The 15,815-nt window shown below is 45.8% G+C and carries 12 protein-coding genes; 11 read left to right on the top strand and 1 reads right to left on the bottom strand.

Translation table 11 applies throughout. The features are described from left to right. The first annotated feature begins 248 nt into the window (after positions 1 to 248). Complete coding sequence (locus CBB62_10805) at positions 249 to 755, top strand: hypothetical protein (GenBank protein OUT40265.1); 507 nt, start codon at positions 249 to 251, stop codon at positions 753 to 755. A gap of 79 nt (positions 756 to 834) precedes the next feature. Here CBB62_10805 and CBB62_10800 read toward each other — a convergent pair whose 3' ends face one another. Then, the gene (locus CBB62_10800; protein ID OUT40284.1) at positions 835 to 1,050 is read right to left on the bottom strand and encodes a DNA-binding protein; all 216 of its coding nucleotides are present in this window, start codon (positions 1,048 to 1,050) and stop codon (positions 835 to 837) included. 630 nt (positions 1,051 to 1,680) lie between these two features. Here CBB62_10800 and CBB62_10795 point away from each other — a divergent pair. The 10 genes from CBB62_10795 (at position 1,681) to CBB62_10750 (ending at position 15,815) form a co-directional block, all read left to right on the top strand. Then, a complete protein-coding gene (locus tag CBB62_10795) occupies positions 1,681 to 2,925 on the top strand; it encodes a hypothetical protein (GenBank protein OUT40264.1) in 1,245 nt (414 codons plus the stop codon). Next, a complete protein-coding gene (locus tag CBB62_10790) occupies positions 2,922 to 4,613 on the top strand; it encodes a hypothetical protein (protein OUT40263.1) in 1,692 nt (563 codons plus the stop codon). The genes CBB62_10795 and CBB62_10790 overlap by 4 nt, the downstream gene beginning before the upstream one ends. Next, positions 4,600 to 7,794, top strand: a complete 3,195-nt coding sequence (locus tag CBB62_10785; GenBank protein ID OUT40262.1) for a CusA/CzcA family heavy metal efflux RND transporter — start codon at positions 4,600 to 4,602, stop codon at positions 7,792 to 7,794. Before CBB62_10790 ends, CBB62_10785 begins: the two co-directional genes overlap by 14 nt. After that, on the top strand, positions 7,763 to 8,209 hold the full coding sequence (locus tag CBB62_10780) for a hypothetical protein (protein OUT40261.1): 447 nt from the start codon (positions 7,763 to 7,765) through the stop codon (positions 8,207 to 8,209). Before CBB62_10785 ends, CBB62_10780 begins: the two co-directional genes overlap by 32 nt. 23 nt (positions 8,210 to 8,232) lie before the next feature. Beyond that, complete coding sequence (locus CBB62_10775; GenBank protein ID OUT40260.1) at positions 8,233 to 8,817, top strand: hypothetical protein; 585 nt, start codon at positions 8,233 to 8,235, stop codon at positions 8,815 to 8,817. Between the two features lie 57 nt (positions 8,818 to 8,874). Continuing rightward, complete coding sequence (locus tag CBB62_10770) at positions 8,875 to 9,300, top strand: hypothetical protein (protein OUT40259.1); 426 nt, start codon at positions 8,875 to 8,877, stop codon at positions 9,298 to 9,300. Between the two features lie 11 nt (positions 9,301 to 9,311). Then, complete coding sequence (locus tag CBB62_10765; protein OUT40258.1) at positions 9,312 to 10,628, top strand: amino acid permease; 1,317 nt, start codon at positions 9,312 to 9,314, stop codon at positions 10,626 to 10,628. Positions 10,629 to 10,689: 61 nt separating this feature from the next. After that, positions 10,690 to 12,900 carry a copper-translocating P-type ATPase gene (locus tag CBB62_10760; protein OUT40257.1) on the top strand — a complete coding sequence of 737 codons (2,211 nt, stop codon included), beginning with the start codon at positions 10,690 to 10,692 and terminating at the stop codon, positions 12,898 to 12,900. A 514-nt stretch (positions 12,901 to 13,414) separates the two neighbouring features. Then, positions 13,415 to 14,686, top strand: coding sequence for a hypothetical protein (locus CBB62_10755; GenBank protein OUT40256.1), 1,272 nt, complete (start codon positions 13,415 to 13,417; stop codon positions 14,684 to 14,686). A gap of 13 nt (positions 14,687 to 14,699) precedes the next feature. Next, entirely contained in the window at positions 14,700 to 15,815 is a 1,116-nt protein-coding gene (locus CBB62_10750; GenBank protein ID OUT40255.1) for a hypothetical protein, read from the top strand.

Below are 15,815 nucleotides of genomic sequence, written 5' to 3'. Positions count from 1 at the left end.
TTATGGCTATGATGGTCTTTCCACCATAAGAAGCAAGAAAACCATCTCAAGCCTATCCAAGTCTAGTGTCACGGATATACACTTTTTACTCATTCCCCCGCTTTGAGTGATCCGCATAGTTAGCGGGTGCTGGTGCGTTCACAACCGACCTTCCGCGCCATGGCCTTTTGAGGCCCCGTGAAGGCAATTGTGCCCGCCCCATAAATACACCCGCTGTTCCTTCTGCGTCAAAGCAAAGGAGGAACATCATGACAAACATCTATCACGCAACACCTTACGACATTTCAGCAACCGGCTTCTATTTCAGCACCTATGATGAATACGCTGAGAAAGCTTCCAGCCATCGCAACGAGCATGACGATCCTGTTGAGGAATATGAAATCCAATTCATTGACGGTGACAATTCGCGCCTTTTCAAAGCCGTTGGCGTTAATCAAGCCAACCTGAAAACCTGGTTCGATAAGTTCGAAGACCTTGACGGCGATGACGTAATCAAAGCCATCTATCTGGCTGAAGACCTTGGCTACCGTCTTGAAGACGCGCTTGACCGTCTGGAAGACGTGCACCTTTTTGAAGGCACAGCTATCGAATATGCTGAAAGCTATATCGAAGATACCGGCCTTTTGAACGAAATGCCTGAAAACCTGCGTTTCTACTTCGATACAGAGGCTTTTGCCCGCGATCTGCTTCTTGGCGGTGACATTGCTGAGCTTGAAGTTGACCGCACCCAATACATTGTTCAGGCCTGTTTTTAGGCTTGAATTTTCACCTGATGAATAAAAAAAGAGCCCCACCATTAAGGCAGGGCTCTCGTCCTGAAATAGGACTTACGTTTTAAGCAGCGTCGCCAGGAGCGGCCAGGCGCTGGCCTTCAAGCCATTTGTTGAAGGCGTTTTTATCAATGTAAACCCGCCCACCGATTTTAATCAGGACGGCATCAAAACCATTGCTGTTTGCATGGTATATCCACCACCTGATTGTGCTTTCAGTCACAAATGGCGCTTCTTTCGCCAACTGCTTTACGGTCCGAAGGTCTGTGTATTCGACCAATATTTTCTCCATCTGGGTATAGAAAAAAAGCAGAAAAGAAAAAACGGACGCACGTAATATAGCCGTTTTCGCCGGAAACGGCAATTCGGGGGAGGTGCTAGGGAAAAGTTTTAGCTTGTAGTTCTCAAATTACTCCCTATAATTAAAAGGTTATGAGATACATTGCTTCGACATTAATGGTGTTTATGATTTTCACGTCATTTATGACGTGTGAAATGCTGTTTTGTCCGATGCAGGCTCACGCGGCGTCATCGTCAGAAGTGTCTACTAAAGACCTTCCCCCGTGCCACCAAGATGGCCAGGATGATGCAGAATGCAACTTGATGACAAACATCGACTGTGTGGGAATTGATTTATTTCCTGCAGATGATGGCATTAGCCTAGATCATAACTCTGACCATTCAACTATAGACTTGGCATGGGCTGATTTAGCAAACCCCTATGTATACGAACCTGGAAATATTCAAGATATTCGTGGCCCACCCTTTAATGCCCCACGCATTAACTCCCAGCTTACTTATCTGACGACACAACGTATTCGTATCTGACTTTGATCTCTAATTTAGCCTGCAACAGTGTTGTTGCAGGCTCTAAGTGCATGTTTATTCGCACAATAAAGGAGATCATAAAATGCGAAAAGCACAATACGGCGCTGTTGTTTTTACGATTGTCACATCATTATTTGGGGGCACGTCAGCAGTTCAAGCCGATACTTTTGAAGACTATATCGAGCGGCTTGGCCAACACCCACAGGTTTTGGGTGTGCTGGCTGAGACGGAGGCGTTAAAACATCAAGCAAAAGGTGAATTGGGCCTGCCTGATCCTACGTTGTTTATCGGGGTGGACAATGTCCCCATTTCTGACCCGGCCTTTGACAGGTTTCTACCGTCATCTAAGGTTATTGGATTTACCCAGAAAATCCCTAATCCGGCTATAAGAAAAGCAAAATCTGCACGATTTACACAGATGTCGGCAAAAAGCAGGCTAATGGCTGAATATACGAATGCTCGCTTGCGCTTTATGTTGATTGCCAAGTTGGCAGAATATAAAAGTGTAAAAACGCAGATTGATCTTCTTCATCAGCAACTTGGTTATTATCAGGAGCTTGAAAACACCTTTAAAGGACAGATTGAATCTGGCCGCTCTGTTTACCAGCGCTTTTCCGAGGTGGATGTTGAGCGTGCGGAGGCTGAGCGTAAACTGAATGATTTAGAAGCAAAGCTTGTTTCAATTGAAGCCGAGTTTGTGAGACTGGTTGAGGAAGTGCCTGCAATCGAAGTCCCTATAGTGCCTGTACTTTCTTGGCATCAAGACCCTCTAGCACTTTACCCAATAGCCATTGCTGCTGAGGATATAAATATTGCTGAAAAAGGGGTTGATATTGCCAATGCCGACTTTCTGCCAAACTTTGGGTTGTCAGCTACCTATAAGCAACGTGAGTCAAGCACTGTCGGCGCTTTTGCTGGCGATGACTGGTTTTCAGTCCAGCTGCAGATGAGCATCCCTCTTTGGGCTCATAGTAGCCAGTACCCCCGCTTGAAAGCGGCTAAAGAACGTAAACGAAGTGCAAGCTTGAATTTTGAGGACATGCGCCGTGCGTGGCTTCGTGAGATGATTTCAATCCAAAACAATCGTGATGCAGCTGCCAAAAATGTCGAGGTTCTCAAGAGCAAAGGCACTGCTATGGAAGAAAAGATTGAAGCTGCCCAGCGAAACTATGAGGCGGGCACTGAAAATCTTGATGCGGTGCTTTTAGCGAAGATTGATCATCTGAATATTCTGGCGCAGTTGGCTGTTTCACAAGAGGCTCTTGTGCGCCGTTCTGCGGAGTTCAATTCAAATTTAATGGATAGTTATGAGGAGGTATCAGAATGAGATATCTGATCCCTATATTGTTTTTAGTTTTTAATTTTATGGCATTCCCTGCCGTTGCGCAGGCAGAAAAATATACCTGCCCTATGCACCCGCATTATGTGGCAGATCGCCCAGGCACGTGCCCGATCTGTGGAATGGACCTTGTCGCGCTTGAGACTGATGAAAAAGCGGACAATCGTGCGTCTGATAAGATGGATAAAGGCCAAAGCCCTACACGGACAGTTGTTACCATTGACCCTGAAACAATCCAGAATACTGGTGTGCGTTCTGAAAATGCGCAGATGGCCAGTTTTGGAACATTGGTTCGGAGTTATGGTGATGTGGCTGAAAATGTGCGTTTGCAATTTGATATTTCTGCGCGTGTTGAAGGTTGGGTTGAGGAGCTAAAAACCCAAGCTGTGGGCGATAATGTGAAAAAGGGTGATATGCTCTTCAAGCTCTACAGTCCGGCACTCATTTCTGCGCAACAGGATTATGTAAGCGCATTGCAAACAGGGATTTCTGGTCGGATTGACTCTGCCTTTAAACGCCTTGTTTCGCTTGGAATGCAGAAACGAGCGGTTGAGGAAGTTCGAGCCATCCGCAAGCCGTTTAACAGTGTGCCTTACTATGCTGAAGTTGATGGGTTGATCAGTGCCATTAATGTTCGAGAAGGTAGTTTTGCCAAACCTGGTATGAACCTTATGACACTTCAGAATTATGACTCGGTTTGGGTCGATGTAAGTGTTGCTGAGCAAGATATACCATTCATAACCAAGCAAACAATTGCCAAGGTGTCGTTACCTGCTTTGGGAATTACAGATCAAGCTGCTTCTATCGATTATATATACCCCACCATTGATAGGGGGACACGCACTGGGCGTATTCGTCTGGTCCTCCAGAATGCTGATGGAAAATTGTTACCGGGAGCTTATGCCGATGTTGAATTTGAAACAGGCGTGAAGCGCAGATTATCTATCCCAAGTGATGCAATTCTCAAAAGCAAAGACGGTGACTTTGTTGTGGTCGCTTTGGGTCAGGGGCGTTTCGAGCCTCGCCGTATTCTTTCTGGCCTAAAATACAAGGGCCGGACAGAAGTTCTGGAAGGCCTGTCTGAAGGGGATGAGATTGTTGTTAGTGGCCAATTCCTGATTGATTCAGAAAGTGCCCTTCGAGAGTCATTCCGTAAGATGGAGCGTATGCAGATGCCGCTCTCATTATTGGAAGTCAGCAGTGATCAACTGGCCATGATTGACCATTTGGTTGATGCAGCAGTTTACATTCAGCAAGAACTTGTTTCTGACCGCACACCGCGCACAAATATGATTATGCCAGCAATAACGCTGGGTGATCATTTGATGCCGGTATTTAGAGGTACCAAGCTGCAATTTGTTTTGCAGGATGCAGAGGCGGCCCTCAAGAAAGCACAAAACAATGTAACGGATAAAGAATGGCAGCAAACACTTAATGCGTTGGTGGTTGCTCTTAAGCCATGGCTGTTAGGTGGCAAGCCAAACCACTATGAAAGTAAAGGTTTAAAGCTCTATATGGCACATGGCCTAGAGCGTTACTGGCTGCAATTGGAAGATGAAGCCATGAACCCATATGGCGCTGGTCATCCAATGCAGATCGAATGGCCTGATAAAGTTGAAGCTGTAGCCCCTAAAATGAATGAAATGCCACAAGGGGGTGCTCATGCAAACCACTAATAAAGATAACCATTTATCTCACGACCCGACCAAATCATTCGTTGCAAAGGTGATCGATTGGTCAGTTCACAACCAATTATTGGTTGGCATGATGATGCTGGCATTACTTGTCGCGGGTGTTCTTTCTGTGCAGAAAACGCCGCTTGATGCTATCCCGGATATGTCCGACACACAGGTTATTATTCGCACTGATTTTGCTGGGCAATCTCCGCAAATTGTCGAAGACCTTGTCACATACCCTTTATCAACCACGATGCTTGGACTGCCCAAAACAAAAAACGTTCGCGGCTATTCAATGTTTGGTACATCGTTTGTCTATATTATTTTTGAAGACGGTATTGATCAATATTGGGCGCGAAGTCGGGTAGTTGAGGCCTTATCTAAAATTCAAGGTGATCTGCCTGCGAGTGTGCAGCCTCAAATCGGCCCTGATGCCACGGGTGTTGGCTGGGTTTATCAATATGCCTTGATTGATAAAAGCGGCAAATATGACTTGTCGCAACTTCGCAGCCTTCAAGACTGGTTCTTAAAATTCGAACTTGCCACAGTGTCAGGTGTCTCGGAAGTGGCATCGGTTGGCGGGTTTGTTAAAGAATATCAGGTTCTGATTGATCCTAACCGCCTGAGGGCATTTGACATCCCTTTAAAACGCCTAATGGAAGCGGTCAGAAATGCCAGTATGGATGCTGGTGGGCGCGTCATTGAAAAGGCTGAGATGGAGCTGATGATCCGTTCAAAGGGGTATGTGACCAATCTAAAAGAGCTCCAAAAAATAGTTCTCTATGCCAATGATGGTACACCTGTAAAGCTTGAAGATGTGGCTCGTGTTATTGAAGGGCCAGAGCTGCGCCGNGGNGTGACTGAACTGAANGGCGAAGGNGAAGNTGTNGCCGGTGTTGTNGTGATGCGTGCNGGTGAAAATGCCCTNAACGTNATTAAGGGCGTGAAAGAAAAGCTNGAAGAGCTTCANCATGGCNTNCCTGAAGGTGTNGAGATTGTNCCGGTATATGACCGAGCTCCTNTAATTGAAGGGGCNATTGAATATCTNGCCCATAANCTTTTGGAAGAGGGGATTGTTGTTGCNCTCGTTTCACTGATATTNCTNTTGCACGCAAGGTCAGCTTTTGTTGCNATTGTCACGCTGCCACTGGCAATTCTTGCNGCCTTCATAGTNATGTCGGCNCAAGGCATTACGGCAAACATCATGTCTTTGGGTGGGATTGCTATTGCGATTGGCGCAATGGTCGATGCTTCCATTGTTATGGTNGAGAATGCNCACAGNAAGTTATCNGAACTCCCANAAACNGCAACGCGGNCTGATAAGAATGCAGCAATTCTTNTGGCAACAAAAGAGGTTGGNCCAGGGCTNTTCTTTTCNCTGTTGATTATAACCGTNTCGTTCNTGCCAGTATTCGCGTTAACNGGTCAGTCTTACCGGTTATTCTCGCCGTTAGCTTACACAAANACCTACGCCATGGCTTTTGCNTCAATACTGTCGGTNACGGTNGTNCCTGTNCTGATGTTGTGGNTGATACGGGGTAAAATTCGTAAGGAGGAAGAAAACCCTATTAACCGCTGGTTTATCCATATCTATGAACCAATCCTGAAAAGTGCGCTGAAGTGGAAGTGGCGAACCATCATCATTGCCGGTGCCTTACTGGTTTCGATGGCTTTGCCGCTGGCTAAAACAGGCTCAGAATTTATGCCTGCCCTTTATGAAGGGGAGCTGCTTTACATGCCAACTACTTTGCCTGGTGTTTCAATTACTAAGGCAAAGGAAGTGCTTCAGCAGACCAACAGAATGATCCGTCAGGTTCCTGAGGTGCATCATGTCTTTGGTAAAGTTGGCCGCGCAGATACAGCGACCGACCCGGCACCTATTTCAATGATTGAGACCTGGATACGCCTTAAGCCAAGAGATGAATGGCGAAAAGGTATGGATGTTGAGGCCCTGATTAAAGACCTTAACAAACGTGTTAAGTTGCCGGGGGTTGTTAACTCATGGGGGTACCCGATTAAAATCCGTATGGACATGATTTCTACAGGTATCCGCACGCCTATAGGTATTAAAATTGCGGGTGACAACTTGGAAACGATTGGTCGTGTAGCTGTTGATATTGAGGCCGCTATCAAAGATGTGCCAGGAACCAGATCAGCGTTTGCTGACCGGGTGACGGGTGGTAAATACCTTGAAGTCACGCCTGATCGGGATGAACTAGCACGACGCAATATTGACCTTGGAGTTTTCCAGAATATTATCGGGACGGCTCTAGGCGGTATGAAAATGGCAGAGTCTATTCAAGGGCGAGAGCGCTACAACATCATGTTGCGTTATGACCGTCCCTTCCGGGAAGANCCTAGCGATTTGCAGGATATTTTAATCCCGACACCNCAGGGCCAGCNTATTCCTCTTGGTGAGTTAGCAAAGATTGAATTTGTTGAAGGCCCACCAATGATCAAAAGCGAGAACGCACGCCTAACAGGGTGGGTGTTTGTCGATATTGAAGGTCGTGACATTGGCTCATACGTTAAAGAAGCGCAGGAAATTGTAAATTCAAAAATTGATCTGCCTTCTGGTTATGCACTCATCTGGTCTGGTCAGTTTGAGCAAATGCTAGAAGCAAAGAGCAGAATGCAAATTGCAGTGCCTGCTGCCATCTTTATCATTTTCACTTTATTGATGGTGCACTTTGGTCGGCTTGATAGAACGCTTATGATTATGCTGTCATTACCATTTGGTTTGATTGGCGGTGTATGGGCTCTTTATCTGGCTGGATACAACTTTTCGGTTGCTGTTGGTGTGGGTTTCATTGCTTTAGCGGGTATTGCAGTAGAAACCGCTGTTGTCATGTTGATCTATATTGACCAACAAGTGCGTGAGCACCCACCCAAATCACTTTCTGACTTGCTTGAAGACGTTATCCACGGGGCAGTTCTGCGCGTGAGACCTAAGCTTATGACGGTGTGCACAACAATGGTTGGCCTCGCGCCAATATTTGTGACCGAAGGGCTTGGTTCTGATGTTATGCGCCGAATTGCTTTGCCAATGATAGGCGGTATGACCACTACAACAATTCTGACTCTGATTGTTATTCCCGTTGTTTATTACATCTGGGAAGGCCGCAGATTCAGTTTAAACCAAAGTAAAAATGAAGGAGAAAGCAACCATGAAAATGCTTAAAAATACACTGATGTTAACAGCTGTAACACTTATGGGCGCGGCTTTTATTGCGCCTGCTTATGCTGGACATGATCACGGGCAAGATAAAGTTCAAATGAAGCAAGGCCACATGGAAGCCATAGGGGAAGGTGTTGTCCACTCTATTGATTTAGATGCGCGGGTTATCAACTTATCGCATGGGCCAATCCCTGNACTGAAGTGGCCAGCAATGAAAATGGACCTTGAGGTNGCNCGCAGTGTGAACCTCACTGAGCTACANCCNGGCCAAAACATCAAGTTCCANATCAAGNTNGGTGAAGACAAGCGNTACCGNATCACAAAAGTNATGGTGNNGGGCGCNGANAATCATTCAATGCNCAAACAAATGAACCATGGTGACGCTCATGAGCAGGGCCATGNCAATCATAANCATTAAAATATTAAAGAGNGAGAATAATCATGNGNATAGAAATCATACCGAACTGGCANCCTATTTTTGTACACTTTTCAGTAGCGTTGCTNAGTGTCTCAGGGNTGATNTTTCTGGCATCAACCNTGCTNAAAAAAGAGCANTTATTTGTTGTCGCCCGCTGGAANTTNTGGCTGGGGGTGGNAATAACANTTGGCACCGTTGCGGCAGGTTTCTATGCCTATAATACAGTAGCTCATGACGGCCCATCACATGCCGCGATGACAGATCACAGAAATTGGGCGTTAGTTACGGCCAGCCTATTTGTCTTATTGGCAGTTTGGTCGTTAGCTAAACACCGAACTGCTGATAAAGCATCCTCTCTATTTATTGCCTGTATTCTAATTGCCACCGGCTTATTGGCTGTTACAGGTTTCAAGGGTGGCGAGGCTGTTTATCGCCATGGCCTTGGCGTAATGCGAATGCCTGAAGTAAGCGGTGACGGCGGGCATGGTAGCCACTCTCATGGTGAAGGCGAAGAACATGGCGCAACCCATAATGAGCATCAAAAAGAAGCACCGCACGAGCATAAAGATAATCATTTGGATGGAAGCCATGGAGACCATGAACATTAAGTCTTGACCTTAGAGTATACTCTAAGGTGCATGCTTGTATTTGAAAGGACAAAATGAATGTCTGAGATGAAGATTGGACAATTAGCAAAGGCAAGTGGCGTTAAGACGGACACTGTGCGTTATTACGAAACACTTAAGCTTATAGAACCGGCTGGCCGGACCAGATCCGGCTACAGAGTTTATGACGAGGCGGCTGTTGACAGAATTACTTTTATCCGCCGCTCCAAGTCTTTGGGCTTCAAACTTTCTGAAATCACTTCTTTGCTTGAATTGCAAACATCTCAGACAGCGTCCTGCGAAGATATGCTTCTCCGGACAAAGGCTAAAATCAAAGAAGCTGAAGAGAATATTCAGTATCTGAAGCGCATGAGAAATGCACTTGAAAGCCTTGCAGCAGACTGCCCCGGCGGCGCACAACCACTGACCGAATGCCCCATTCTTGATTATTTGGCGGCCAGCACCATAGAAATGAACAATAAATAAAGGTACGAAAATTGAATCATACAGCCCACAACCGCTCAGCAACATATGAAAAAAATAGTCTAAGCCTAACGGGTGCCGTTTCTATGGGAACGGGCGTTATGATTGGTGCGGGTATCTTTGCCTTAACTGGGCAGGTGGCAGAACTTGCACGAGAATGGTTTCCGTTGGCTTTTCTCGTTGCTGCTATCGTGGTTGGGTTTAGTGCCTACTCTTACATCAAGATGGCAAATGCTTACCCCTCTGCTGGGGGGATTGCCATGTTTCTTGAAAAAGCCTATGGCCGAGGGACTGTTACAGCTGCATGTGCTTTGTTGATGTATCTGTCAATGGTAATCAACGAAAGCTTGGTCGCACGAACATTTGCGACATACACGCTGCAACTTTTTGATGTAGGTTCAAGAACATGGCTGGTACCTGTTCTGGGTGTTAGCGTTTTGTTTTTTGCATTTTTGGTGAATATATTAGGTAATAAATTTATCCAAACATTTTCTTTTTTCATGGCTTTTATCAAAATTGGCGGGCTGGTATTGCTTGCCATGGGCGGATTATACGCCAGTGGTCTTAGCTTTGAAAGCATCTCTGTTCAACCACAAGATACAACATTCACAGGCTTTTTAGGAGCAGTAGCCCTAGGTATTCTGGCCTATAAGGGCTTTACCACTATTACCAACAGCGGCGGCGAAATACAGGAGCCACATAAAAATGTAGGTCGCGCCATTATGATCTCAATCGCTATCTGCATTGCGGTTTATCTATTGGTTGCTTTTGCTGTCGGAGGTAACTTGACGATTGATCAAATCGTTCAGGCAAAAGACTATGCATTGGCAGAAGCTGCACGTCCGGCTTTTGGTGAAAGCGGGCTCTGGATTGCGGTTGGGTTTGCCATTGTTGCAACAGTGTCAGGCGTTATCGCAAGTGTATTTGCTGTCTCGCGAATGCTGGCCATGCTGACTGACATGAAACTGGTGCCGCATAGTCACTTTGGTATGTCAGGTGACGTTCAGAAACATACTTTGGTCTACACAATTGTTTTCGCAATGATATTGACTGTTTTCTTTGATCTTGGGCGTATCGCTTCTCTGGGGGCCATTTTTTACATTGTGATGGATATGGTTATCCACTGGGGTGTTCTAAAGCACTTACGCAAAGAGGTGCAGGCAAATGCCTTTATATTGGTTACAGCTATCATACTCGACGCTGTTGTGCTGGGCGCGTTGCTTTGGATTAAAGCACAAAGCGATATGATGGTCATTTACGCTGCAATTGTTGGCATGATTGCTGTCTTTGCAGGCGAGCGTTGGTTTTTGAACGGTAAAAATAATTCATAAAGGACATAGGGCAATGAATAATAAAGATAACAACACGCGTTCACACAACCATTCTTGCTGTATGCATGAAGAGCACCATAAGCACCATCATACAAGCAAGGGTGCACCTCAAAAAGGCGGGAAATATGATAAAGTACCAGAGGGCTACACTGGAACGGTTTATACATGTCCTATGCACCCAGAAGTCCGTTCACCTGGACCTGGGTCTTGCCCTTTGTGCGGAATGGGGCTTGAACCTGAAACTGTAACAGCAGTTGATGAGGGACCTAATCCGGAACTTGTTGATTTTAATAAGCGCTTTTGGGTGGGCGTACTGTTGACCGTTCCATTGCTTGTACTATCAATGTCGCCCATTTTTGGCTTCTACCAAATTCGGGATTTTCTTGGTGAACGCACAGCTCTTTGGCTGGAACTCATTCTCGGAACGCCAGTGACCCTTTGGTCTGGCTGGCCTTTCTTTGTGCGAGGGGTGAACTCTTTACGTTCAATGAACTTGAATATGTTCAGCCTGATTGCGATGGGGACGGGTGCTGCCTACCTTTTCAGTGTTACGGCTGTTCTGGTGCCAGAAATATTCCCTGCGGGGTTTCGCAATGCAGACGGACATGTAGGTGTATATTTTGAAGCTGCAGCAGTGATTGTAACCTTGGTGTTGCTGGGGCAGGTTATGGAGTTACGTGCCCGTGAACGCACTGGCTCTGCTATTAAGTCACTGCTTGATATGGCAGCAAAAATAGCACGCATAATTCATGATGATGGTAGTGAAGAAGAAATTCCTCTCGAGGATGTAAAAGTTGGTGACAAATTGCGTGTACGCCCTGGTGACAAGGTGCCAGTAGATGGCACAGTGCTTGAAGGCCGCTCTTCAGTAGATGAGTCAATGATTTCAGGAGAACCTGTGCCGGTCGAAAAAGTGGCTGGTGACGGTGTAACCGGTGCTACCATTAACGGAACTGGTAGTTTGGTTATTAAGGCAACACGGGTTGGCTCAGATACAATGCTGTCCCAAATTGTGGAAATGGTAGCTAATGCACAAAGATCGCGTGCGCCCATTCAGAAATATGCCGATATGGTTGCTGGGTACTTTGTCCCTGTAGTTATTCTGATTGCCATTGTTTCCTTTTTGTCTTGGGCAATCTGGGGGCCTGAACCTTCTCTCTCATATGGTCTTGTCTCAGCGGTTGCTGTTCTAATAATAGCGTGTCCATGTGCTTTGGGCTTGGCTACACCTATGTCTATCATGACGGCGACAGGGCGCGGTGCCCAAGCAGGTGTTTTGATTAAAAATGCCGAGGCCTTGGAGCGCTTTGAAAAGGTCGACACGCTTATTGTCGATAAGACAGGAACGCTGACCGAGGGCAAGCCCAAACTGGTTGCTGTACTTCCTGAAGATGGCCATGAGGAAGACGAAGTTCTTCGCCTTGCTGCATCGCTGGAACGTGGTTCAGAACATCCACTCGCAGAAGCCATTGTTCGAGGTGCAGAAGAGCGCGACGTAAAGATGGTTGATGCAACTGACTTTGAGGCCATTACCGGTAAGGGCGTAAAAGGCATCGTTAATGGTCATAATGTCGCGCTAGGCAACAGTAAATTGGTTGCTGATATGGGGCTTAATGGTGGATCATTGTCTGAAACGGCAAATGCCCGCCGCGATGAGGGTGAGACAGTCATGTTTGTTATTCTCGATAATAATATCGCGGGGCTTGTTAGTGTAGCTGACCCCGTGAAGGAAACTACACCCAAGGCACTACAAGAGCTCCATCAACTGGGTTTCAGAATTATTATGGCCACCGGCGATAACGAGCGTACGGCCATGGCCGTTGCTGCGCGATTGGGTATTGATGAAATTCGTGCCGATGTACTGCCGGAAGATAAAGCCAATATCATTAAGGAACTTCAGGAACAGGGGCATAAGGTTGCTATGGCAGGGGACGGTGTAAATGATGCTCCTGCCTTAGCCCAGGCTGACGTGGGTATCGCCATGGGAACAGGTGCTGATGTGGCCATTGAAAGCGCGGGTTTTACCCTTGTTAAGGGTGACCTTGACGGTATTGTTCGCGCCCGTCGCTTGGTGCGAGCAACCATGCGAAACATACGCCAGAACCTCTTTTTTGCGCTTGCCTACAATACGGCAGGGGTGCCTGTTGCTGCAGGGGTTTTGTTTCCATTTTTTGGTATCTTAATTAGCCCCATGTTCGCCGCTTTTGCCATGAGTGCATCATCAATTTCGGTGGTTCTGAATGCTTTGCGTTTGCGGAAGGAGAGCATTTAAAAAATAACTTGCATAATCTGCTATTCGCCCCTATCATATAATCGATGAAAAAAATATTGCACATACTTATTTCTGTTATGATCGTGTCTGGAGGGGTTTTATCTTCTGCAGATGCTCATTCTATTGATGAGTTGAGCAATACGCAAAACCTTTCGGTATCGGTTCATCATGATGTAGATACTGTGCCTAATAATGGTGAAGACTCTTCAAAAGACAATTACGGTGGCAACCATGAGGCTACGCATTGTGGTCATGGATGTGCACACTCTCATATGCTTGGTCAAGTAACGGTACATTCTTTCTTGAGTATTTCAGGGATAGGTAAGCGTTATTTACTTGGTCGCGATGTACTCATAACCGATGTTGTTTTTGGCCTCAAGCGCCCCCCTCGTATTTTCGCCTAAGGGCAAAATGCGTCTTTAATTCCTAAATTTACATAGACGTTTGCCCGGATTCGTTTGCCAGCAATCACTTGCTGACGTTTAACCACGTTAACCGAGCAAAAGGCTAATTTATGAAAAATATAATATTTACCTTACTATTAAGCACGTCTCTACTTCTCCTACCTGTTGAGGGCTTTGCACAAGATGATGCTGACGAATTGCGTCATGTGTTTGTAACGGCGCTCGAACGCAACCCTGATATTCAGGCTGCACTTGCTTCAGTGAATATAGCAAAAGGAAACCTTTTACAGGCAAGATTAAGACCAAACCCCGAAGCAACCGTAGAGATGGAAAATTTTGGTGGCAATGACCAGTTTTCTGGTACAGGCATGGCTGAAGTCACCTACGGGATTGAACAGGAGCTAGAAATTGGGGGCAAGCGTCGTTACCGTCGAGAGGTCGCCAATTATGAGCTTCAATTCACTCAGGAACAAACGATAGCTGATATCTTAGGCATACTGGCAAACATTCACCAAGCTTATGCCGAACTAAATATTGCGCATCAAAGGCTTAATCTGGCAGAAAAACGACTTGAACTGGCCAATAAAACGCATTTGGCAGTCAAGGGGCGTGTAAAGGCTGCCGCTGCATCTGATATTCAACACACTAAGGTTGATATTGAGCAACAAGCTGCTGAAATAGAGAAAACAGCTGCTTTAGAGATTTTTGATTCATCTAAAGCTCGGTTTGAACGCCTACTTTCTGGGAATGTGGATGAGCTAGGCTTTGAGTATAAGCCCTTATTGACAGTTATAGACTTGCCAGAAAAAGAAGACCTGCTGGTTGCAATACAGGAATCTCCTCTAGCACTTATTGCAGGTCTAAAAAGGCTTCAGTCTAAGAGCAGAATTGATCTGGCCCGAGCAAACGCAATTCCCAACCCTCGGCTGGGTTTAGGCGTTCGTCGGTTTAACGAAACAAACAGTAACGCATTGATTGCGAGTATTTCTATCCCATTGCCATTCTTTAATCGTAACCAGGGAAATATTGCTTCTGAACGTGCTAAAAGTTTTAAAGCTGAATATGAAGCAGAGGCGGCTATCCTATCATTAAAAGAATCGGCTGAATTGATTTATGCACAAATTCTGGCCGCGTCAAATGCAGTCAAACGTTATCAGGATGAAATTATTCCAAGCGCTCTTAGAGCCTATAACCAAGCTTCTGAAGGGTATGGGTTAGGACGGTTCTCATTCTTGGAATTGTTGGATGCTCAGCGCACTCTTTATGAAATGCAAGAAGCTCATTTGAATAGTCTTCTGCAATTTCACAAAGCCAAGGCGCAAGTTGATTTTCTTATGAGCGCTCATGCTGAGCTCATTCAACAAACAATTTCTTTAAAATAGGAGAGACCCAAGAATGAAATATTATTTATTACTAGCCGCAATNTTTGGTTGGTTGATNACGCCCATCATAACTGTATCTGCACACGNAGCGGATGCTTATCCGGAAACTGTTGAAAAGCACGATGAAGCCGAAGACCATGCGCATGCTGATGGGGATGAGCATAACGAACATGGTGAGGAAACTGATAATCATGAGGACCATGGTCATGATGCCCATCAAGAACAAGATGATCACGATGGTCATGGNCATGGCTCGACAAAACCTGAGGAAGGTCATGAAGAAGGTGAAGATGAACATGGAGAACATGAGGAAGGTAAAGCTGAAATAGCGCCTGAATCTGTTCAGCGCATGGGCATTGTTATTAATACAGCTGCTCCAGCTATGGTAAGCCAGACAATACCGCTAACAGGTCGTATTACTCTGAATNAAAATACGAGAGCAGACGTTCGTGCTCGTTTTGAAGGGATCGTNCGNANCNTTAATGTTAATTTGGGAGAGCGCGTTGAAAAAGGGCAAGTTCTGGCGGTTGTTGAATCGAATGAAAGTCTTCAGGATTACAATNTTAAAGCACCAATCANCGGCGTTGTTCTNGAGCGCAATACCAATANCGGNGATGTTGCTAATGGTGATGTGCTTTTTGTGATTGCAGACCTTTCTAACGTATGGGCCAAATTTCATGTATTCCCCCGTGATGCCGATTATGTCGAGAGCGGGCAACGTGTTTCTATTCATACGCTCGAAGGGGATAAAACCGCTATGGGCAAAATCGATATGTTGTTTCCTACGGCCGATGAATTAACCCAAACGCAAATTGCAATTATTGTNCTGCCTAATCCAGAACGAATATGGAAGCCTGGCATGACCATAGAAGGTGATGTGCGTGTTGCTGAAACTGAAGCGCAAATAGCCGTGAAAGCGAGCGCCTTGCAAAAAATGGAAGATCTGGGTGACGTGGTTTTCGTCAAGGAAGGGAACTCATATATCCCCCGGCCGGTGAAGATAGGTCGCAAAAATGATGGTTACGTTGAAATTATTCAGGGGCTTAAAGTTGGTGAGGCTTATGTTTCTGACGGAAGTTTTATCGTCAAGTCAGANATTTTGAAAGCNACNGCAGCNCATTCTCATTAA

This window comes from Micavibrio sp. TMED2, assembly GCA_002168225.1.
Lineage (GTDB): Bacteria > Pseudomonadota > Alphaproteobacteria > TMED2 > TMED2 > TMED2.
Note: the sequence above shows the minus strand (reverse complement) of the source record. Positions and strands in the feature narration are given on the sequence as shown.

Bases quoted from the DNA above. Each gene is read 5' to 3' on its own strand.
- CBB62_10805 (OUT40265.1), top strand. From the start codon at position 249: ATGACAAACATCTATCACGCAACACCTTACGACATTTCAGCAACCGGC.
- CBB62_10790 (OUT40263.1), top strand. From the start codon at position 2,922: ATGAGATATCTGATCCCTATATTGTTTTTAGTTTTTAATTTTATGGCA.
- CBB62_10755 (OUT40256.1), top strand. From the start codon at position 13,415: ATGAAAAATATAATATTTACCTTACTATTAAGCACGTCTCTACTTCTC.
- CBB62_10795 (OUT40264.1), top strand. From the start codon at position 1,681: ATGCGAAAAGCACAATACGGCGCTGTTGTTTTTACGATTGTCACATCA.
- CBB62_10770 (OUT40259.1), top strand. From the start codon at position 8,875: ATGTCTGAGATGAAGATTGGACAATTAGCAAAGGCAAGTGGCGTTAAG.
- CBB62_10760 (OUT40257.1), top strand. From the start codon at position 10,690: ATGCATGAAGAGCACCATAAGCACCATCATACAAGCAAGGGTGCACCT.